25 protein-coding genes are annotated in these 21,515 nt (G+C 38.7%); 7 read left to right on the plus strand and 18 right to left on the minus strand.

Annotated features, from left to right (window positions below):
- Positions 1–157: 157 nt before the first annotated feature.
- Positions 158–583, plus strand: a complete 426-nt coding sequence (locus M3206_RS10730) for a VOC family protein (RefSeq protein ID WP_251312521.1) — start codon at positions 158–160, stop codon at positions 581–583.
- 91 nt (positions 584–674) lie between these two features.
- On the opposite strand, the gene mutM is transcribed toward M3206_RS10730, so the two are convergent.
- A complete protein-coding gene (mutM, locus tag M3206_RS10735; protein WP_251312522.1) occupies positions 675–1,478 on the minus strand; it encodes a DNA-formamidopyrimidine glycosylase in 804 nt (267 codons plus the stop codon).
- 100 nt (positions 1,479–1,578) lie between these two features.
- Complete coding sequence (kynA, locus tag M3206_RS10740) at positions 1,579–2,409, minus strand: tryptophan 2,3-dioxygenase (protein WP_251312596.1); 831 nt, start codon at positions 2,407–2,409, stop codon at positions 1,579–1,581.
- 204 nt (positions 2,410–2,613) lie between these two features.
- Here kynA and M3206_RS10745 point away from each other — a divergent pair, with 204 nt between their 5' ends.
- Positions 2,614–3,894, plus strand: coding sequence for an aminotransferase class I/II-fold pyridoxal phosphate-dependent enzyme (locus tag M3206_RS10745; protein WP_251312523.1), 1,281 nt, complete (start codon positions 2,614–2,616; stop codon positions 3,892–3,894).
- Positions 3,895–3,972: 78 nt separating this feature from the next.
- Here M3206_RS10745 and M3206_RS10750 read toward each other — a convergent pair whose 3' ends face one another.
- From M3206_RS10750 to M3206_RS10760, 3 genes are all read right to left on the minus strand, one after another.
- Positions 3,973–4,161 carry an alpha/beta-type small acid-soluble spore protein gene (locus tag M3206_RS10750; protein WP_251312524.1) on the minus strand — a complete coding sequence of 63 codons (189 nt, stop codon included), beginning with the start codon at positions 4,159–4,161 and terminating at the stop codon, positions 3,973–3,975.
- Positions 4,162–4,294: 133 nt separating this feature from the next.
- Complete coding sequence (locus M3206_RS10755) at positions 4,295–4,483, minus strand: hypothetical protein (RefSeq protein ID WP_251312525.1); 189 nt, start codon at positions 4,481–4,483, stop codon at positions 4,295–4,297.
- 100 nt (positions 4,484–4,583) lie between these two features.
- Complete coding sequence (locus tag M3206_RS10760; protein WP_251312526.1) at positions 4,584–5,501, minus strand: rhodanese-related sulfurtransferase; 918 nt, start codon at positions 5,499–5,501, stop codon at positions 4,584–4,586.
- Between the two features lie 229 nt (positions 5,502–5,730).
- Between M3206_RS10760 and M3206_RS10765 the strand changes: the two genes are divergently transcribed.
- Positions 5,731–6,501, plus strand: a complete 771-nt coding sequence (locus M3206_RS10765; protein ID WP_251312527.1) for a LysM peptidoglycan-binding domain-containing protein — start codon at positions 5,731–5,733, stop codon at positions 6,499–6,501.
- Between the two features lie 179 nt (positions 6,502–6,680).
- On the opposite strand, the gene M3206_RS10770 is transcribed toward M3206_RS10765, so the two are convergent.
- From M3206_RS10770 to racA, 4 genes are all read right to left on the minus strand, one after another.
- Positions 6,681–7,871, minus strand: a complete 1,191-nt coding sequence (locus M3206_RS10770; protein WP_425590729.1) for a DEAD/DEAH box helicase — start codon at positions 7,869–7,871, stop codon at positions 6,681–6,683.
- Between the two features lie 5 nt (positions 7,872–7,876).
- On the minus strand, positions 7,877–8,416 hold the full coding sequence (locus M3206_RS10775; protein WP_251312529.1) for a hypothetical protein: 540 nt from the start codon (positions 8,414–8,416) through the stop codon (positions 7,877–7,879).
- A gap of 52 nt (positions 8,417–8,468) precedes the next feature.
- Positions 8,469–8,834: a YppE family protein gene (locus M3206_RS10780; RefSeq protein ID WP_251312530.1), complete on the minus strand. Its 366-nt coding sequence runs from the start codon at positions 8,832–8,834 to the stop codon at positions 8,469–8,471.
- Positions 8,835–8,900: 66 nt separating this feature from the next.
- Positions 8,901–9,410, minus strand: a complete 510-nt coding sequence (gene racA, locus M3206_RS10785; RefSeq protein WP_251312531.1) for a chromosome-anchoring protein RacA — start codon at positions 9,408–9,410, stop codon at positions 8,901–8,903.
- Positions 9,411–9,625: 215 nt separating this feature from the next.
- Here racA and M3206_RS19000 point away from each other — a divergent pair, with 215 nt between their 5' ends.
- Complete coding sequence (locus M3206_RS19000; protein WP_285876912.1) at positions 9,626–9,760, plus strand: hypothetical protein; 135 nt, start codon at positions 9,626–9,628, stop codon at positions 9,758–9,760.
- 44 nt (positions 9,761–9,804) lie between these two features.
- On the opposite strand, the gene M3206_RS10790 is transcribed toward M3206_RS19000, so the two are convergent.
- Entirely contained in the window at positions 9,805–10,761 is a 957-nt protein-coding gene (locus tag M3206_RS10790; RefSeq protein WP_251312532.1) for a DUF2515 family protein, read from the minus strand.
- A gap of 131 nt (positions 10,762–10,892) precedes the next feature.
- On the opposite strand from M3206_RS10790, the gene M3206_RS10795 reads away from it, so the two are divergent.
- The 3 genes from M3206_RS10795 (at position 10,893) to M3206_RS10805 (ending at position 14,516) form a co-directional block, all read left to right on the plus strand.
- On the plus strand, positions 10,893–11,138 hold the full coding sequence (locus M3206_RS10795) for a glutaredoxin family protein (RefSeq protein ID WP_251312533.1): 246 nt from the start codon (positions 10,893–10,895) through the stop codon (positions 11,136–11,138).
- A gap of 71 nt (positions 11,139–11,209) precedes the next feature.
- Positions 11,210–11,842 (plus strand): Holliday junction resolvase RecU, encoded by a 633-nt coding sequence (gene recU, locus M3206_RS10800; RefSeq protein WP_251312534.1) that lies wholly within the window; start codon positions 11,210–11,212, stop codon positions 11,840–11,842.
- A 67-nt stretch (positions 11,843–11,909) separates the two neighbouring features.
- Positions 11,910–14,516, plus strand: coding sequence for a transglycosylase domain-containing protein (locus tag M3206_RS10805; RefSeq protein WP_251312535.1), 2,607 nt, complete (start codon positions 11,910–11,912; stop codon positions 14,514–14,516).
- A gap of 45 nt (positions 14,517–14,561) precedes the next feature.
- Here M3206_RS10805 and M3206_RS10810 read toward each other — a convergent pair whose 3' ends face one another.
- The 8 genes from M3206_RS10810 to M3206_RS10845 form a co-directional block, all read right to left on the minus strand.
- A complete protein-coding gene (locus M3206_RS10810) occupies positions 14,562–15,827 on the minus strand; it encodes a glycosyl hydrolase family 18 protein (RefSeq protein ID WP_251312536.1) in 1,266 nt (421 codons plus the stop codon).
- A 55-nt stretch (positions 15,828–15,882) separates the two neighbouring features.
- Positions 15,883–16,239 (minus strand): YpoC family protein, encoded by a 357-nt coding sequence (locus M3206_RS10815; protein ID WP_251312537.1) that lies wholly within the window; start codon positions 16,237–16,239, stop codon positions 15,883–15,885.
- Between the two features lie 162 nt (positions 16,240–16,401).
- On the minus strand, positions 16,402–17,061 hold the full coding sequence (gene nth, locus M3206_RS10820) for an endonuclease III (protein ID WP_251312538.1): 660 nt from the start codon (positions 17,059–17,061) through the stop codon (positions 16,402–16,404).
- A 63-nt stretch (positions 17,062–17,124) separates the two neighbouring features.
- A complete protein-coding gene (locus M3206_RS10825; protein WP_251312539.1) occupies positions 17,125–17,838 on the minus strand; it encodes a DnaD domain-containing protein in 714 nt (237 codons plus the stop codon).
- 100 nt (positions 17,839–17,938) lie between these two features.
- Entirely contained in the window at positions 17,939–19,231 is a 1,293-nt protein-coding gene (gene asnS / locus M3206_RS10830; RefSeq protein ID WP_251312540.1) for an asparagine--tRNA ligase, read from the minus strand.
- Between the two features lie 68 nt (positions 19,232–19,299).
- Positions 19,300–20,490 carry a pyridoxal phosphate-dependent aminotransferase gene (locus tag M3206_RS10835; RefSeq protein ID WP_251312541.1) on the minus strand — a complete coding sequence of 397 codons (1,191 nt, stop codon included), beginning with the start codon at positions 20,488–20,490 and terminating at the stop codon, positions 19,300–19,302.
- A gap of 18 nt (positions 20,491–20,508) precedes the next feature.
- The gene (locus tag M3206_RS10840; protein ID WP_251312542.1) at positions 20,509–20,994 is read right to left on the minus strand and encodes a DUF5590 domain-containing protein; all 486 of its coding nucleotides are present in this window, start codon (positions 20,992–20,994) and stop codon (positions 20,509–20,511) included.
- A gap of 12 nt (positions 20,995–21,006) precedes the next feature.
- The gene (locus M3206_RS10845) at positions 21,007–21,177 is read right to left on the minus strand and encodes a YpmA family protein (protein WP_077364085.1); all 171 of its coding nucleotides are present in this window, start codon (positions 21,175–21,177) and stop codon (positions 21,007–21,009) included.
- Positions 21,178–21,515 lie beyond the last annotated feature (338 nt).

Below are 21,515 nucleotides of genomic sequence, written 5' to 3' on the forward strand. Positions count from 1 at the left end.
AATATCTGTTCGCAAAGAAACAGGGATTTCATATAGGATATTCTTATCTTTAAGACATTTTTTCGTTAACTGGACAAAAGAATGTAGTCTTCTGGTATTTCTCAGTGATAAGATTGAATGGTGCAACCGTAAAAAAATGTAAATGGGAGTGAAAGAAATGTCAGTCGATGTTTATCTTACTTTTAATGGGAATTGCCGAGAAGCTGTAGCGTTTTATGCAGACGTTTTCAAGACAGAAAAGCCTCAAATTATGACATTTGGAGAAGCGCCTCCGCACCCAGACCACGAACTTCCAGAAGAGGCTAAAAATTTAGTCATGCACACTCGTCTACAAATTGATGGAAGCAATGTCATGTTTTCGGATACATTTCCAGGAATGCCTTTCACAGAGGGAAATAACATCACCCTTGCCATTGTAAATGAAGATGCTGATCAAATACGATCCATGTATGAAGGTTTAAAAGAAGGCGGAAACGTTGTGATGGAACTTCAAGAAACATTCTGGAGCAAACTTTATGGACAAGTTACAGATAAATTCGGTATTCACTGGCAGTTAAATTATGATAATGGAGAGAGTTTCTAACTCCCCCATTCATGTAACAAAAAACAATTAGAGCCCTCGTAAAACGAGGGCTCCTTATCATTAATATCCTATTGCTTACTGTCGATCATAATTACCTTTGACAGCTCGGGCAATAAAATGATTTAAGTGTTGAACTTTCTACCCGTTCAATTTTAGTACCGCAGCGAAAACAATTTTTCCCTTCCCTTTCATAGACGAGGCGTTGATCGTTATATCCTCCCGTTTTCTCATCACCTTCATACATCGGATGATCCATATATCCTCCGGTGTCAATTGCACCCTTTAATACAGTTTTGATTGCACGGTAAAGTGATCTTCTTTGTTCTCCTGTAAGATCTTTTGCTTTTTTAAGAGGATGTAGTTTGGCTTCAAAACCAATCTCATCTGAATAACAGTTCCCGATTCCTGCAATGAATTTTTGATCAACGAGTATAGGCTTTAGTCCTCCTGTTTTCTTGCTAATCATCTTATCAAAATCTTCTAGACTCAATGAAAGGGGTTCTGGTCCAAGTTTTGTCATTTTCTCTTCTAGTTCCTCGTTTGTTAAAAGGTGAAGATAACCTAATCTTAATCCGATAAAGTAAAGTTTGAGATCACCAAAAGATAAAATGACTTGTTTCGTCCTATCAGGAGAATTCCTGTCCTCCCCTAAGAACATCGAGCCCCCAAGCATTAAATGTAAAAGCAGGTTCTGGCCAGAATTTAACTCAAAAATAAGATGCTTCGCTCTTCTTTTAACACTAGAAATCGTTTTTCCCTGGACATGGGAAATGAAATCTTTAACAGGTTTATTTATGGATTTTTCTCTATTGATCTCCACATCAGTTATGGGTTTATTGATGATATTGTGACTAAATAGGTTACGATATGTTTCCATCTCTGGCAGTTCCGGCATATTCTTTAGCTCCTTAAGGGGTTCCTTTCTTTATTATTTTGCAGGGCATACATTTTATGTACGAAAAAAGGGACGGCCCATTTAGCCATCCCTTAATACCTTATATGCTGGTTCTTAAATCCCAAAGCTCTGGAAAGAAACGCTGATCTAAAACTTTTTTCAAGTAATTTACACCAGAGGATCCACCTGTTCCTACTTTAAATCCAATAATGCGTTCAACGGTTTTCATGTGACGGAATCGCCACTGTTGAAGCCAGTCCTCAATATCTACTAACTTCTCTGCCAACTCATAGAGATCCCAATACTTTTCAACATTTTTATAGACTTCTAGCCATGCTGCTTCAACAGAACGATTATATTCGTAACGTTTAGTAACATCGCGGTTTAACACTTCATCATCAATGTTTAGCCCTGCTTTTGCAAGTGCTTGAATAGATACGTCATATAAACTAGGTGTATGAAGAGCTGCTGTAAGCTGTTCATGCAAATCTGCATCTTTTTTATAGATTTCTAAAATGTGAGGTGTTTTATATCCTAAAGCAAATTCAATCATGCGGTATTGATAAGACTGAAACCCAGATGCCTGTCCAAGTTTATCTCGGAACTCCATATATTCTGCTGGAGTAAGTGTAGACAGAACATCCCATGATTCGATGATTTGAGATTGAATCTTTGATACGCGAGCAAGCATTTTAAAAGCTGAATGCAGATTTCCATTTTCAATTGAAGAAATCGCTGATCTAGTTTCATGCAAGATTAATTTCATCCAAAGTTCACTCACTTGGTGAATGATAATAAAAAGCATTTCGTCATGATGGCCAGAAAGTCTTTTTTGACTTGATAAAATTTGATCAAGCTTAAGATATTCTCCATATGTCATCTGATTAATAAAGTCCGTATAAATCCCTTTTTCCGATTCTTTACTGTCCATTTTTTTCTGTTCTGTCATTTGATCCACTCCCCATAGGACATTATAGCTCTTTTTTTGTCAACGCTTTCATTATACCGTATAAAAGCTATTTCTATTACCATTTCTAAAAAGGAATTTTTTAAAAATTTTTATCGAAAATTGAAGGTTTTTGTAAAAAATTACCGAAATAAAAAACAACGAAAATAATAATGGGGAGGTTTTCTTGTGACGCAGCTTCAAACAAAGTATAGGGATATCTTTGATAAATGCAAAACGAATGAAGGTTATTTCGGTGACTTTAGAGTTTCACATGATCAATATTTTGTATCGCCCATTTTAGATTCTGTCCCTGGAACAGAGATGTCGTTTAATGGAGAAAAAAAGATTATGTGGGCAACAAATAACTATTTGGGATTGGCAGAAAACGAAGAAATAAAAAAAGTTGCCGTGGAAACAGCAGAAGAATGGGGAGTCAGTGGTCCGATGGGCTGCCGCATGGTAAGCGGCAATACGCGAGAACATGTTCTACTTGAAGAAGAACTCGCTTCTTTCGCGGAAAAAGAGTCTTCTATTCTTTTTAACTTTGGTTACTTAGGTATTATCGGCACGATTGCTTCACTTGTTGGAAAAGATGATATCATAATCATGGATAAACTATGCCATGCTTCCATCATAGACGCAGCTAAATTAGCTGTAAGCGACCCACGAAATCTTCGTGTTTTCCGCCATAATGATATGAACAGTCTTGAAAAATTATTAAAATCCGTAAATAAGAATAGAAAAGGCGGTGTCCTCATTCTCACTGAAGGAGTATATGGAATGACTGGCGACATCGCAAAGTTAGATGCCATTTGTGACCTAAAAGAAAAATATGACGCACGTCTTTTTGTTGATGATGCTCATGGGTTCGGTGTAATGGGACCATGCGGAAAAGGTGTCGGTGAGTATTTTGGCGTTCAGGATAGAGTAGATATATACCTATCTACCTTTGCTAAAGCCTTTACTGCTATTGGCGGTGTCTCAGCGGCGAGCAAGGAAGTCGTAGATTGGATCCATTATAATGCAAGAACACAAATCTTCGCTAAAAGCTTGCCGATGGTTTATGTTAAAAGCCTTCGTAAAACTTTAGAACTCATTTCGTCTGGTCATGACCGCCGACACCGACTTTTCCAGGTATCACAAAGCCTCTCTAACGGTTTAAAAAAATTAGGTTATTTTGTCGCAGATACTCCTTCCCCAATTATTTCTGTTTATGTTCCTGGGGGCGACCTTCAAATGGGACTTCATTGGGTTAAATACTTACGTGATAACGGGTTGTTTCTTCAGGCAGTCATGTATCCAGTAATTCCAAAAGGATTGTTCATGTTCCGAATCATACCTACCGCAAGTCACACAGAAGAACAAATTGAAACAACACTTCAAATTTTTAAGAGATTACGTGATGAACATAATTTGAAGCTGAACGTTAATCTAAATGCAGTAGACCGGATCTATGCAAATAGTTAAATGAGAAAGGCTTGTGGTGATAAAAATTAAAAACCCGGGAGAGAATCCCGGGTCTTTTCTTACAAGGAGGTTGCTGGATTAACGAAGTCCGCCTAGCGCTTGAGCTACAAGACGCTTAGTGATTTCGCCACCAACAGATCCGTTTGCACGAGAAGTTGTGTCTGGTCCAAGTTGTACTCCGAACTCAGCAGCGATCTCTTGCTTCATTGCATCAAGAGCTCCTTGTGCTCCAGGAACTACGATTTGGTTGCTTTGGTTACGTGCCATGCGATTTCCCTCCTTTGGGAGATAATATGTACGGAAAAGACAGAGTTGTTTTTCCGTTAAGAGTAGTATGAGTTAATTTTGAAAACCTATTCATAGAAAAATAAATTTTTTTCAAAAAAAAAACAAGAACTTGTTATAAGTCCTTGTTTTGCTTCTCTTTACTTAATAAATCCTCTTCTATTAATTGAGCTTTTTGTAATTCTCTTGCAGAATGCTTTTTAAAAAATACAACGGTTCGCCAAGCAAAAATGGTGAAGATGGCGAGTGTTATAAAAGCAGGTATATATTCTAGTTTATTCTCCGGAAACACAATTGGTAGCATTTCTTTGCACCCTCTCGTAGACATTACGCTTTATTATAACAAATTAAAAGAGCAAATGAAAAGACCAGCAAAAATCAACCGGTTTGTTTATACTACCCTCTTAGTTTGAAAAACTTCCTGCCTCTAGTTCTTTCACATATCGATTCCAAGGATGCTCGTAACATTCCTTGCTGCATGAACGTCTATGTTCCTCCTCGCACGCTTCACACATTAATAAGTGCTTATTACATTCAGGGTTTCCACATTTTACATAACGTTCTTCAGGATTTCCACAATGATAACATTTGCCGACAACCGCTTCTTCTCCTGTGCGATTGACAGGTACGGAGATTCGTTCGTCAAATACATAGCATTTTCCATCCCAACGTTTCCCTTTTGTTTCTGGGTCATAACCGTAGCTAATTATACCCCCTTCTAATTGAGAAACATCTTTAAATCCTTCTTTAATAAGAAAACCAGAGAACTTTTCACAGCGAATTCCGCCTGTGCAATACGTCAAGACTTTTTTATCTTTAAACTGACTAAAGTTTTCTCTTACCCATTGAGGGAGTTCTCTAAATGTCTCTACATCTGGTCTAATCGCATTTTTGAAATGGCCAAGATCGTATTCATACGTATTGCGAGCATCTAAGATTACAACGTCTTCCTGCTCCATAGCTGCAAGCCATTCTTTTGGAGAAAGATGTTTTCCGGTAGTTTCATTTGGATTAACATCATCTTCAAGACTTAAATGAACGAGTTCAGGTCTCACCCTTACTTTCATCTTTTTAAATGCGTGAGTTTCTGAAGGTTCTATTTTAAAGACCGTGTCTGCAAACCTAGGATCATTCTTCATATCGTCCATATATTTATTGGTTTGTTCGACTGTTCCGGATACTGTGCCGTTTATCCCTTCATGGGCAACTAAGATCCGACCTTTCAATCCAAGCTCCTTACAATATGCAAGGTGTTCTTCTTTAAAAGACTCTGGATCATCTATGGATACATATTTGTAATATAGCAAAACTTGATATTGCATGATTCCACCTACTTCAGTTTCTTAAAAAATCCATTCTAATCATAACAAATTACTAAAAAAATAAAAATACTGCTAACAGTATCACTCAAAATCTTTTAATTTATCATAAAAGAGCTATACATTTATTTACAAAAATTCTCTTCCATTCCCAGTTGTTTCAGCGCTTTCATTGTGTGAATATTTTATTAGTGGGATTCGTTGGAGGAACTGGGGATTTCGGAGGATACTTATGCGTTTAAAAATTGCTGCTTTAAGTCTTTCTGCTTTTCTTTTGATGGGGTCTGCAACATATGCAGCGACACCTTATGTGGTTAAGCATAATGATACTCTTTGGAGTATTGCTCAAGATAAAAATGTAAGTATGAAGAGTGTGATCGGAATGAACTTATTAAAAAGTTCATCGATTTATGCTGGACAAACTCTTTATGTTCCAACCTCTTCAAAACAATATACCGTTAAAACAGGAGACACATTATATAAAATCGCTTCGGCGTCAAATGTTAGTCTATGGGCAATTAAACAGGCAAACCCTCAAGTACGGCAAATTAACTGGGTTTATCCTGGACAAGTTCTAGATCTTCCAGCTTCGGCTGTACAAAAATCTGCTGCACCTGCCTCAGCTCCATCTTCCGTTGGTGCATACGCTACTCAAGTTTCACAATTGGTGAATCAAGAGCGTCAAAAAGCAGGACTTGCCCCATTAACACTTGATGCTGAACTTTGTAACGTCGCTTTAGTGAAAGCTAAAGATATGATTGCTCATAATTATTTCGACCACAATTCACCTACTTACGGTTCACCTTTTGACATGATGCGCAACTTTGGTATCGATTACACTGCAGCTGGTGAAAACATTGCAAAAGGCCAGACATCAGCCCAAGCCGTTATGAACGATTGGATGAACAGCCCAGGCCATAGACAAAACATATTAAGCTCTAACTATGATTTAATCGGGGTTGCTTATTATGAAGGAGCCTGGGTACAACTTTTCAAAAAATAAAAGTCTTTCAATCGAATTCCACAAAAAAAGCATGCAGCTTGGTAGCCGCATGCTTTTCTATTTACTTATAAGTGATACTCGAAATGAGAATATAAAAATTCTCTCGTTTCCAAAGTTCCTCTCTCCTTTAAAGAGAGATTCTATCTTTTGAAGCTTAAATCCTTTTTAGTAATGGAGGTTTAAGAATTCCTTTTCTTTGGCGTTGACTTTTTAATTACAGGTTTCCCATTTTTATGTTGAGAATTATTCTGTACCTCTTCTATAACGACATTCCCTCTCTCCAAAAGCTGCTTTTGCAGTGGAACATTTAGATTTGATGTCCATTTTTTCACAGATGATAATTCAGCTTTTGTTACGAGGGAAACAACGGTTCCCTCCTTACTCATTCTTCCAGTTCTTCCTGAACGGTGAACATATTGTTTAATATCTTCAGGAAGCTCAAGGTGGACGACGTGTGTCACATCAGGAATATCCAGACCGCGCGTCGCAACATCAGTAGTTAACAGTACAGGGATTTTGCCTCGTTTGAAATCATTTATTACCTTTTGTCTTTCCTGTTTTGTTGAATTACCAGCAAGAACACCAAGTTTAATCTTCTTGTATTCAAGTTTTGAAGCGAATTCATCCATCTTTATAGAACTGTTGACAAAAACCATCGCTTTAATTCCAGGTGTATGACGGATCAGCTTTCGAAGGTTATCCACCTTATCACGGTATTCCGATACCATAAACGTATGTGTGACCTGACTAGCTGTCTCTTGTTTATCCACTTTAATAACGATAGGTTCGACTGCTAATTTACTTGACCAGTCTTCTGTTTTTTTATTAATGGTCGCTGAAACAAACACAAGTTGGCGATCTCTTAAAGTTGCATTAATTACCTGTTCAACATCGTTGTTAAAGCCAGCCTCAATGATATGATCTGCTTCATCGATAACAATCGTTTTTACTTCATGGACCTTCAGTTTTTTATTCTGTATCAATTCTTTAACTCGTCCGGGTGTTCCAACGATGTATTGAGGTTTTTTCTTTAATTTATCAAGCTGTCTCTGCATGTTGGCTCCACCAATCAAAGAAGCTCCACTTAGTCCGCTATTTTCAGTGAACTTCTGGCAAACTTCATAGATCTGCATAGCAAGTTCTCTTGTCGGTGCAAGAAATACGACTTGTGCATTTTTAATTTCTGGCTTTAACTTTGCAAGTGCTGGTAAAGCATAAGCAAGAGTTTTCCCTGTTCCAGTCGGCGATTCAATAACAACATCTTTATTCTCTAACAAACTCGGAATTGCTCGCTCCTGAATATCTGTCAATGATGTGAATCCACTCTTATTCCACGCGTTTTGGATAAATTCCGGAAAACTATGTATCAATTGTGTCATTTTTTATACCCCTTAAAATATTCATTCATTTCTTTCATAGACGCAATAACCTGTTCAAGAACGATAGAAAAACGTTCAGGTTCTTCTTCAGAAAAAGGCTTTTGCAAGTGTATGGAGACCGTATTACTGAATACGTTTCTAGATTCTCCATATATATAGGTAAGTTTTTGCTGAATATCTCCTTTTAAATCGCCTTCATACCATTTTTTTAAGATGGATTGTAGTTGTTTACAATCTGTTTCAATTTCATAGACCGGTGTTTCTATATTTATGGAAAGCTTGCTGCCCGCTCCTTCAGGATTATCTTTTAATTTTTCAGTAGCGTAATTTTCTAGATTAGCCGTTAAAGTAAGGTTTCCTTTAAAAGACCGGCTAATTTCCGAAACTAAAAAATCGATTGAGTAATGTCTGCTGATTACGGCAAGATCCACTAAATCTTTTCGATCTACAATTTCTATCGCGCCAGCAAAATCTAAATCATATACAGCACCTTCTAGCACAACCTTTAGATTATCATAAACCGATGGATGATACATCTTGCTCGCTCCTTTATTTAAAAAGTAAATTTAATGTACGGTACGTGAAATTTTATTTCCCCTGTTCATTTAATTGCTCTTTCATTTGATTTAGTACATATAAAACCGATTTTACCATTTCCGTGATGCGTTTATCTTTCATGTTTTTTTGAAAAACATAAACGCCCAAGTAACCGATGTTTTCAGCTGCGGTTTTGATCTGAATGGGATATAAGTATTTAGGTTTATTCGTGATGACCCATTCTCGCGCGAGCGGCTCCCATTCTTTTACTCTAGAATGAATGCGGTCTGCAAACGGCTTAACTTCACTATAAAAATCAGCTTCTGCTTCTCTTACCTTTGTAACCGTTTTGTAAATATGAAACGCTTCATTGATATCAGCGATTAATTCTGTGGTTTTATCGTATAAAGTGCTCATAAAAAAAGTCCCCCCATTCTTTATATCGTACCAAAGAATGAAGAGACTTACACTTTTCATTTCGTTTTATAAAGTAAACAGACTCACAAACCAGTTCTTTTTTGGTTTTTCTTTTACATAAAGTTTTTCTTCAGGGTAATTGTTCTTCAGTATAGCTACCTCAAGGTCCTGCAGCCGTGCTTCCATGTTTTCTATCTTCTTTATAAGTTCTTCTAGTTCGGAAGCATGCTGAAGCATTTGGTAAGATACAACAGAATCAGCTTTCTCTTCCACTTTTTTTTCTAGTTCTTTAATGGCTTTGTTTAGACGATCAAACTTCTCTTCAAACTGGGTTGGCAGTTCTACGGATTTTTCGGATGTTTGCGAAGACTGGATTTGAATATCATTCATCAGTAATCCATTATCTAGCTGAGCCTTGATCTCCCTCAACTGCTCGATGTCTTCCTGTTTGAACAAATAATGGCCATGCTCGTTCTTCTCACATGGAATATTAAAATGTCTAACCCAACGCTGAACTGTTGTCGGATTCACCCCAAGTTCTTCAGAGACAGTTTTGGTCTTCAGCACCATTTCCATTATGAATCCCTCCCCGTTTTCTTGTAGGAACTAATTTCGTTCTGTATCCTCCTAACCCCTTCATACGTGACAAAACTAGTTTTTATTCGGCAAAGAAAGTGCAAAAACACTTAATTAACTTTATTTCGACAGCTAATTGTTGATTGTTTGTATATTCGGTCGCTTCTACCGTAAAACTAATAAAAGTTCACGCTTGTAAAAGGAGGTGCACAATAATGAACGAAGAAAGCAAACAGCAGCAAAGACAAGATCAGTACTCACAGCAGCAAGGAACTGAAAAAACAGAACAGAAGCAAAACACAGGTTATGGTGATAAAAAACTAGAAGGTCCCGATATTCCTAGCACGTAACATTAGAAAAGACGGCATATTCTTGCCGTCTTTTTATTTGCTTTTTAAAGATTTTGAATCCATTCCTTTAGCAGGATACCCATTTTAATCTGTCTCTGTTTTTGTTTATACCAATCTGTAAGGTAAGGTTTTTCTATATTCTTAGATGGTTTATAAAACACCTCCAGATTCATTCCATTTCGATACCAGTCTTTCATTGTCTTCCTATGATGATTAACAATTGGATAGACCATTCTAAGCATTGGAGTCTCCCTGATTTTTTTTGGATACACAAACCGTTCAAAATCATGTCTCGATCCCGTATGGGTCACTGCATCAGAGAATCGGATAATCTCTTTACTCCATCGCGATTCAAATAAAAGGGAGTAAAGCATCTTCCCTGTTTCGATTCTCTTTTTAACCGATTTAAATCCATGAACGGAAATTCCGTATACATCTCCGGACAAGACTGGAAATAGTACCGTACTAAAATGCATATAGTCTTGAAGAAGAAAAGGGATCTTTTTGAATACCCTCATTCTATAAAAAGGATGTCTGATCAGAGGTTTTTCAATCACATGCTGTTCATTGATGATTAATGATGTGCATAATCGCTTTAGATCTTTCTCGATCCAAAAGCGGTGCCATTCTTCTTTCATAAATGAAGAAACATAAAAGCAATCAAGGAGATCAAATAAGGGAACTCCTTTCTCCTTGCTGTACTCATAAAGAAGCAGCTGAGGAAAAGCATCCTGGAAGATCAGCCAGTTTGCCCGTTCATATGTATAAAATAAATGTTTCCTAGTATCTCGAGACAAGAACCTTGGAAGCCATTCTCCTTTTAGATCACACATGCTATAACCTGCATTCCTTGAAACAAGGCTAGCGAGCATGGCCCATCTTATCTCAGGGTTTCTTTTAAAAAAAGAGGCATAACTTACGGTACGTGAAATATTATCACGATTTTGTGAAATCGTCTTTTTGCAGATCATTTTAATAATATCCGGATATTGCAGTTCCACGCTGTACCTCCTATGTTTTTCCTTATTCTTTTATCGTTAGCTTCAGCATTATAAAATATTTGTATCGCGTACGAAAAAGGAGTAAACTAATCTTTATGAAAGATGCAAATTGGAAAAAGGAGGCATAAACATTGGAGAAGAAAGTAATCATCTACACACAGGAAACATGCCCTCCGTGCTTCGCAGAAAAAGAGTGGCTGAAAGCAAATGATATCGAATTTGAAGAACGCGACATACGAAAAAACCAAAGCTATATGAAGGAAGTCATGGATCTGGGTGCTTCTGCTACTCCTGTAACTGTGATCAGCACAGAAGAGGGCAAACAGGTCATTATGGGTTTTAAAGAAGATGAACTTTCTGTACTATTAGAAAAGTAAACTAAACGCGGCTATGTGTATCTATTTTCGTAATAATGCGCATAGCCATCTTTCATTAAAGGAGATGAATCATGGGGACTTTTCATTATCCAAATGGTAAGAAAGCGAATTCTGTTATCAAAACACGTCCGTCTTCCCCCTCTTCTGTTAAAAAGGAAGTATCGTATAGCAACAGAGGAATGTCGCTAGAAGACGATATCAATCAAAGCAATCAATTTTATCTTTTAACGAATAAAGCGATCATTCACAAAAAACCGACTCCTGTTCAGATCGTGAATGTTGAATATCCGAAACGATCTGCGGCGGTCATTCGTGAAGCATATTTTAAACTCGCCTCTACAACCGACTACAACGGTGTGTATAAGGGAAGATATATTGACTTTGAAGCAAAGGAAACTAAGAACAAGACGAGTTTTCCGCTCAAGAATTTTCATGAGCATCAGATCACACATATGCAACAGATTTTAGATCATGGAGGAATATCGTTTATTATTCTTCGATTCTCCTCTACCGATGAAAGCTTTCTTCTGGATAGCTCGTATCTCATTCATTATTGGAAGGAACAGAACATGGGGAGAAAATCTATACCTAAGGGTGAAATAGAGGAAAAAGGACATTCTATAACTAACGGGTATCAACCTAGATTGAACTATTTAGAAACAGTGGACCGTGTCTATTTCTCTACTCCCCTTGATTGTTCATAAACCACGAATAAGGCACGAATATTGATATAATGTTAGTTTTTTATGAAGGTGAAAGGTTGGTAAAGCTATGTCAAATGATTACCGAAGCCGGCAGGAACGAAGAAAGTCATCTAAAAATGGCTCCAGTCCGGCGAAGAAAACGAAAATGCCAAGACGCAATTGGAAGAAAACGCTCCTCTTGCTTGCAGTTATTTTAGGATTATTAGGACTATTAACCGTAGGCGTCATTGCAGCGACTTCTCCAAAACTTGATCCGAAGAAGCTAGAAACTCCTGTCTCTTCCAAGATCATGGATATGAACGATAAAGAAGTTTCGCTTGTTTCCGGACAAGAAAGAAGAATCAGAGTAAAGATAAATGAAATTCCTGAACCTGTTCAAAATGCATTTATCGCAACCGAGGATGTGCGTTTCCGTAAACATAGCGGTATTGACGTAAAACGGTTATTCGGTGCAGCATTCGCGAACGTAACACAAGGATTTGGGGCTGAAGGTGCAAGTACGATCTCTCAGCAAGTCATTAAGAACACGATTCTGACTAATGAAAAATCCCTTACGAGAAAGATCCGTGAAGCTTATCTATCTGTTCAGTTAGAACAGAAGTATTCGAAGAATCAGATTCTAGAAATGTATTTAAATAAGATTTATTTTGGTAATAGTGCATACGGAATTGCAACAGCTGCAAAAACTTATTTCAACAAAGATGTTAGTGAGTTGGAAGTACATGAGGCTGCTTTATTAGCAGGTTTACCTAAAGCACCTAGTTATTATGATCCGACGAAAAACCCAAAAGAAGCTGAACAACGTCGTAACGTTGTCTTAAACTTGATGGCGCAGCACAAATTTATTTCAAAAGAAGAAGCAGAAAAAGCCAAAAAGATTTCTGTTAAAGAAACGATCAATCCTGGTAAAGTGAAAACAGAAACACGCCCTTATGACGCATATATCAAACAGGTCATGGATGATCTAAAGGCTATCGAAGGGTTGGATGAAGCTGACATCTATTCTTCTGGTCTGAAAATCTATACGAATCTCGACCCAAAAGCTCAGCAAGTTACAGAAGATGTATTAGCTGCTAAATTAAAACCAGAGCATGAAAAACTACAGTCAGGTGTAGCCATTATCGATACAAAAACAGGTGCAATACGTGCTGTCGGCAGCGGCCGAGGAGACGAATTAAGTAACCAATACTCTACTCGCATTACTCGTCAGCCAGGATCCACAATCAAACCTATTCTTGATTACGGTCCAGCTATCGAGAACAAAAAATGGAGCACAGCTCACATGCTGAACGATAAACCGGTGAAGATCGGTGATGTTACGATCAACAACTTTAATAAGAAAAACGTCGGTGACATCACGATGCGCCAAGCACTTGTTGAATCCAAAAATACAACAGCTGTACAGACATTCCAAGAAGTAGGTCCTGAAGAAGCTACCGATTTCGCTAACAAACTTGGATTCGATCTAAATCCAGATACGACTTACCCATCGTATGCGATCGGCGGTTTTGAAAAAGGAATTTCACCACTAACGCTTGCTGGTGCCTATCAAGCATTCGGAAACGGCGGTGTTTATACGAAGCCGACAACGATCCGTAAAATTGAGTTCCCAGACGGCAAAGTCGTTGAAGTCGACCCAGAACCGAAAGCAGCCATGAAAGATTACACGGCTTATATGATCACAGATATGCTAAAAGACGTTATGAAACGCGGAACAGGTACCCAAGCCAACGTGAGCGGATTAAATATAGCAGGAAAAACAGGAACGACTAACTTCCCTAAAGATATCCGTGATAAATACGGCATGCCGAGCAATGCTACAAAAGATGCTTGGATGGCCGGGTATACGACCACATATACCACAACGGTTTGGACAGGATACGATAACTACCAAGATGATAACGGTAATGCATTGTATCTCGATAATACAAAAGACGATTATTCAAAACAGATCTTTAAAGACATCATGAGTCAGCTCAAGCACAAGAATACAGACTTCAAGAAACCTAAATCTGTTATTGAAGTTCCTATGGAAAAAGGAACCGGAAAACGAGCAAGTGAGTTTACACCGAATTCCGAAAAAATTATCGAACTGTTCGTTAAAGGTTCTAAACTGCCAGATGTAAGCGACAAGTTTGAGAAAGCTACTGGTATTGAAGGACTTGAAGCAAAATTTGATGAAAAGAAAAATGAGATTGAAGTTAAATGGAAGTATAAGAAAAAAGAAGGTGTTACCTTTAAGGTCTTTGCAAGCTATAATGATGGACCTATGCAGGAAAGAGCAACGATCAACGATACGAAATTTGTTGTTCCATCCCCTGCTCCTGGTAAATACACGTTCCAAGTGATAGCAGTAGACAGTGAAAACAACACTGAAAGCGAACCTGCGACAACATCAATCACAATCGAAGCACCGGAGGGAGAACAGCCACCGCAGCCGCCTAGTGAAGGCGAGCCGGGAACACCTCCACCTGGTGAAGGCGAACCAGGCACACCTCCTGGTGAAGGTGAACCGGGTACTCCACCGCCTCCTGGCGAGGAACCTGGTACAGAACCACCTCCTGGTCAAGAACCCGGAACTCCTGGAACCCCTCCTCCTGGTCAAGGTGGAGGTGAAGGAGAAGGAGAAGAGGAAGGCGGCAGAGGCCTTCAGTTCCCTCCATTCAATCAATAACAAACAAAAAACAGCCAGATGATCAGGGTGATCATCTGGCTGTTTTTATGATTTTATAAGATATCGGTCTACTAAGTAGTTCCAGAACACAGGATACCCGAATGATAAGTTCCAGAAGCTCACGCCTGCAAACCCATATTGATCGACGATATCAAATTTTGCTTTCATACTCCTTAAATCTTCAAACCACACGATATGTTCCTTCTTATCTTTATCCCAATATCTAAAGAATGGCGCTTCATCTTTTCTGCTGTACTTAATGGCTGCACGCATTTTACCTGCAAGTTGTGTTGCCTGAACAGGATTCAATGCTTTAGCAAATTCCCCTCCTGGTTTATAAGGAAGCTTCCAGTCGTACCCATAAAGATTTATCCCCATTAATATCTTCTTCGGATCGATTTCACTTACCGCATAATCCAGTACTTCCTTTACCGAAGAAATTGGACTCACGGCCATCGGTGGTCCGCCGCTGTATCCCCATTCATAAGTCATCAGAATAACATAGTCCACGATCTCCCCATGAGCTTTATAATCATGGGATTCGTACCATTCACCTGTCTGTGTGGCACTGGTCTTTGGTGCTACTGCTGTCATCACGATATAATTCTGCTGATGCATCTTTTGTGTAAGTGTCCTTAAAAATTGATTATAAGCTTCTTTATTCTTCTTTCCTAAGAACTCAAAATCAACAGATATCCCTTGATATCCTTTTTCCTTCATTATAACTAAAGAGCGATCGATCACTTTATTCGTGATGTCTTTATTTGTAAGAATCGCTGTACCTACCTCTTCACTGAACTCCCCATCTTTTATATTTGTTATAGACAGGATTGGTTTTACGTTTTTATTTTTTGCCTCTTTTAAAAAGTCAGTATCATCCAAAGACTTAAAATCGCCCTTTTCATTTACCTCATAACTGAACATTGTAAGATAACTCAAACCCTTTGCAGCATCAGCAAAGTTTTGTTTCGCTTTTGGAACGGGCTCAGCAAATACATTTGTAATCAATTCTTTTTTTGTTCGCTGAGGTACATTTAATTGCTTTCCGGCAATGAGATTCGCATCGGTGACACCAGGGTTCGCCTGTTGTAGCTGTTCAACAGTTACCCCGATCATATCCCCGATCTCTTTTAGTGTATCTCCAGGCTGAACAGTATACGTAAAAGGTGTAGGAATAAATAACGTCTGGCCAACAGAAAGTATATCTTTCGACGTCAGCCTGTTTACCGTAGCGAGCTCTTGCCAAGGAAGTTTGTAATACTGTGAAATCTTCCATAAGGAATCGCCTTTTTTTACAACATGAATCTGCATGATACCCCTCCTAGAAACCTCTCATGCTCTCATCATATGTCCAATTGACTTGTCCTTATGTTTTCCCCTTAAAAAGTATGACACTTTTCTTTTCCCATTCTGAAAATAATTCACTTAACTGAATAAAAGATTGGTAATGGTCTAGCTGTTCCTCGATGAATGAAAGTCGTTCTTTAGCGTTTACTGGCAGTCGATCAAGATTTTTTAAGTTGTCTTTCCAGTTAATTACCATCCTTTCATCTGTCATCATTTTGTTACCGTAAAACAACGCTCTGATGAACTGCTTAAAAGAGTACTCCATCGGCTTCTTTGCACGATTTCGGTCACGATTTTTGAAGCATTCTGTAATAAAAGGATTAGTTTCTTTCCACTCATTAAAAACCTCTGTTAATTGCTCCCTGAATTTGTCCAAATTGAGCTTCCTCCTTTTTGTAACAAAGTTTACTCACATAAAAATCTCCTATGATCACATAAAAATTAAGATCTATTACATAAAATTTACAAATATATCCGTTTTTGATTAAGAAAAAACTGACTCTATCTATTTGAGTCAGTCTGTGAGTATTTAAAGAAATCATTTCTTCTTCGCTTTCTGGTTCATCCGCTTTTTTCCTTCACGGCATATCGATAGGAGTGGACATTCCGGACAGTTAGGGTTCTGTGCCTTACAATGATATCGACCAAAGAAGATCAGGCGATGGTGTGTTGCTCCCCATAATCTTTTTGGAATCTTCCTCATCAGTGTTTCTTCCACTTGCAAGACAGAATCTTTCCATCTGCAGATCCCCAGTCTTTTAGAGACGCGTTCTACATGGGTATCGACCGCAATGGCTGGAACATCATAAGCAACAGAAACGACGACATTTGCTGTTTTCCTTCCAACACCCGGAAGCTTAATCAGTTCATCACGGTCTTTTGGAATCTCTCCACCGTACTCGTTAAGCAACCGTTCACATAATTTTTGTATGTTCTTCGCCTTATTGCGATAAAGTCCGATGGATCTGATATCGTCTTGTAGCTCTTCGAGAGAAACATTGAGGTAATCTTGAGGAGTCTTATATTTTTCAAAAAGTTTTGGTGTTACCTTATTTACAAGGGCATCCGTACATTGTGCAGATAGCAGGACGGCTATCGTCAACTCGAACGGATTGGAGTGATTCAGCTCACAATGAGCGTCCGGAAACATATCCTCGATCTGTTCCAGACAAAATTGAATCTGAGCTTTGTTTAACACGATGGCATTCCTCCTGTAATGAAAAAGAAGACCCCTTTAATCAGGGTCTGTTAGTTTTTACGATTATGATTCAAGCCAATTATAGACCGGTCGTTTTAATTCATTGTCTTTTCTTATTTTATCGGATTGACCAGACTTTTGCAGTTGACGAACACGGAACTTCTCTCCATACTGCTTTGCCGCTTCTGGTGTCTTGATGCCGTTTTTCTTCCATTCAAACAGAATGCGGTCAATGTATCTAAAGTTTAGCTTACCTGATAAAACGGCTTCCTTTAATGCGGTTAGTATGAGCTCTGGAGATTGCCGGTCTTCATCCATCCAAATCTTTATCGTTTCAAGTTCCATCGGAGAAAGCGGCCGTCCGAATTCTTTTTCGAACAGAACAAATACATTCTGTTCCAGTTGTTCTTTATTGGTCTCTTTCTGAATCTGTTCTTCTTCTTTTAAAGTTTCCATCAGTCTGTTCCATAATGGTTGCAATGTATACGCCTCAAAATAGACGCCTTTTTCTTTATCCTCGTATTGATCCATTCCAAGAAGCCCTCTTCCTACTAGCGTACGAAGCATAGAAGACATCTCATGTGATGAAGCCGTCATCCGCTCCGCCAGTTCTACCGGAGTAGGAAAATAGTTTCCCGATTCTATAAAGACATGAAGCTGTATAAACAACATACACTCAGTGTCTGAAAGTCCAATCTTCTTATATGATTTTAAAAGCATGTTTGGTATGCTGATAGAGCCTTCTGACATCCATTTCTCAAATAACTTTCCGTTCACTTGCAACACCTCTTGTACCATTATAGCATAAGAACTTACGCTACTTTTTTATAACGCTAAGAAAAAAATCTCCCTAATGCAGGGAGATTTTTCATATTTATTAAGGATACAAACGGTTCAATAAACGAGGGAATGGAATTGTCTCACGAACGTGTTCCGCTCCAGAGATCCATGCTACTGTTCGCTCTAAGCCAAGACCAAATCCGGAATGTGGCACGCTTCCGTATTTTCTTAGCTCAAGATACCACTTGTAAGCATCGTCTGTTAATCCATGCTCCTCGTAACGTTTTTCCATTAGTGATAAGTCGTCGATACGTTGGCTTCCTCCGATAATCTCTCCATACCCTTCAGGAGCGATCAAGTCAGCACATAATACGACATCTTCTCTGTTTGGATCTGGTTTCATATAGAAAGCTTTAATGTCTTTAGGGTAGTTTGTGATAAATACCGGCTTATCAAAGCTCTCAGCAATGGCTGTCTCGTGAGGAGCACCAAAATCATCACCCCATTCGATATCATCAAATCCTTTTTCCTTTAAAAGTTTGATGGCATCATCATACGAGATACGTGGGAAAGGAGCTTTTACGTTCTCTAATTTGGAAACATCTCTTCCTAGCGTCTTCAACTCATTTTCACAGCGCTTAAGAACAGATTGAACGATGTGCGAGATGAACTGTTCTTGAATTTCAAGAGATTCTTCGTGTTCAACGAATGCCATCTCAGGTTCGATCATCCAGAACTCGATCAAGTGACGGCGTGTCTTGGATTTTTCAGCTCGAAAAGTCGGTCCGAAAGAATATACTTTTCCAAGTGCCATCGCTGCAGCTTCCATATAAAGCTGTCCGCTTTGAGAAAGATAAGCATCTTCTTCAAAGTATTTCGTATGGAACAAAGATGTTGTTCCTTCAGCAGAGCTTCCTGTAAGAATCGGAGGATCTACTTTTATAAAGTCATTGTTATAAAAGAATTCATTTACAGCATGGATGATTTCGTTTCTGATCTTTAAAATGCTGTGCTGACGCTTTGATCGAATCCAAAGATGACGGTGATCCATCAAGAATTCTGTTCCATGCTCTTTCGGAGTGATTGGATAATCCACCGCTTGATGCAACACTTCAACATCCGTTACTTCAAGTTCCACACCAAGTGGTGAACGCTCGTCCTCTTTTACCTTACCTGTTACGTAAAGACTAGACTCTTGAGTCAATCCTTTCGCTTTTGCAAAGATTTCATCGCCCACTTCGCTTTTTACAACGACACCTTGAACGAAGCCTGTTCCATCACGCAACTGCAAGAAAGCAATTTTACCTGAAGAACGTTTATTCGAGAGCCAAGCACCAATGGTTACAGACTCACCAACATGTTCATGTAGCTTTTTAATAGTAGTTTTCACAAAATGTACCTCCACTGTTTCTAAAATCAGTCTATACTAAAAAATTATGAATGACCGCTCACAGAAAATCAATCTTTCTTTGAATGTCGGGTGATAAAACGTTCAATTCGGTCCAGCGCTTCCATGATCGTATCTAGTGAAGTCGCATATGAAAGTCGAACATTTTCAGGAGCACCAAATCCGGATCCTGGAACTAAAGCTACTTTTTCTTCCTCTAAGATCGCTTCCACCCATTCATCTACAGATCCAAAACCTGTCATCTCAACAGCTTCTTTCGCATTCGGGAACAGATAGAATGCACCCTTTGGTTTTACACAACTAATGCCAGGAAGAGTGATCAGGCGTTCATAAACTTTGTTCAATCGCTCTTCAAAAGCTTTACGCATCTCTTCAACAGGCTCTTGTGTCCCATTGTATGCCGCTAGAGCACCATGCTGAGAAATAGTGGTTGGATTCGATGTACTGTGACTATCCAAGTTTGTCATAGCCTTAATGATCTTAGCGTTTCCAGCTGCGAATCCGATTCTCCATCCAGTCATCGAATGTGACTTTGAAAGACCATTGATGATAATCGTCTGCTCTCTTAGCTCTTGAGAAAGTTCAGCAATAGATGTGTGCTTAGCACCGTCATAAATTAGTTTTTCGTAGATTTCATCAGAAACGATTAACACGTCTTCTTGAAGGCAGACTTCACCAATCGCCTTCAGCTCTTCAGCTGTATACAGTGAACCCGTCGGATTGCTAGGAGAATTTAATATTAACGCTTTTGTCTGTTTTGTGATTGATGCTTTCAAATCTTCTGCTGTAATCTTAAATTGGTTCTCTTCTTTTCCTTCTACATAGACAGGCTCTCCACCTGCAAGTTTCACTTGTTCAGGATAACTTACCCAATATGGTATAGGGATGATCACTTCGTCACCCTCATCGATAATTGCCTGGAACAAGGAATAAAGAGAATGCTTCGCCCCTGTACTCACGATAATCTCAGATGTATCATAAGTGAGTCCTTGATCCTGCTTTAATTTGTTCGCGATTGCTTTTTTAAGAGAAAGCAGACCGCCAGAAGCTGTATATTTTGTATGTCCTTCTTTCATAGACTGATAAGCAGCTTCAATAATATGTATAGGTGTGTTAAAATCCGGTTCCCCTGCGCCGAGGCCGATTACATTGTGCCCCTCTGCTTTAAGTGCGTTTGCTTTTGCTGTAATAGCTAGTGTTGTTGAAGGAGTCAATGCCTCCACTCGTTTTGCAAGTTTCATTTCTATATCCCTCCGCTTTTACTGTTCTGATTCTTTAAGACGGTAGATCTCGTACCGTTTTCCTGTTTCAAAGTATCCATAGTAATACGTATAACGATCTTGATCATCGATGTAGACGACCTCCCATAACGGAATCTCATCTTCCATGCCTAATCGACTGTCAATAATCTTAACCGCATTTTGGTTCTTTTTCACATAATCAATCATTTGTTTTTCTGATAAGCCTTCTTTTGCCTTTTCGGAATAAATCTCTTTATCACTGCCTACCCAGGCAATCATGTCAGTTCCCTGGTCATTTTTGCCCTCTACTACATAGTAGGTTTCATTTTTAAAAAAGTGATCTATATTTGTAACTGTTTTGAGATTTAATTCTTTTTTGGCAAGTTCAATGGCTGCAGCTTCTTTTTTCTGCTGCTCGGCAAACACTCCGTTATAAAGATAATAGGCCTGCCAGCTTGTCAGAATCAAAATTCCAATAATAATAAGTATCCACTTTTTTCCCATATTTCAGCCTCTCTATGTGCGATAGATCGTAAATATCATCTTCTCTTTATTCTCGTCATCTAACGCAAGCCCAAACATTAAATCTTGGTGCTTTAATGTTTTGTTCAATTCTGAAACAACTTTGTACAAATCACTAGATTTGTCCACCTTAACTGTAGAAAGAACCTCAATTTTACTTTCCATCGTTCTTCCTCCTATACTTTGAAACTTATCCCTGTTTACTATATCAGAAATTCTTTTAAAGTGGTACTTTAGAATGCCTAAATAAAGGAGAAGATTCAACCATACAGGGCGCTTTTTTTAGTCAGGTTTACCTTTGTTGCTTTTGATAGTTGTTAATTTCCGCTGCAGGACTCGCTTTCCTCAGGGTGTGCGGTGAGCCCGTTTGCCGCTAAGCGTCATTAAAAGGTCTCACCTGTCCCACTCATCCTGTATGCGTCTCGCCCTTCCACTCCAATTAACACGCAATGATGAATATTACATATCTCATTTGATGCAACAAAGAGAAAGTCACATCTTTC

It is taken from the genome of Fictibacillus phosphorivorans (genome assembly GCF_023715845.1).
In the GTDB taxonomy this organism is placed as follows: domain Bacteria; phylum Bacillota; class Bacilli; order Bacillales; family Fictibacillaceae; genus Fictibacillus; species Fictibacillus phosphorivorans_D.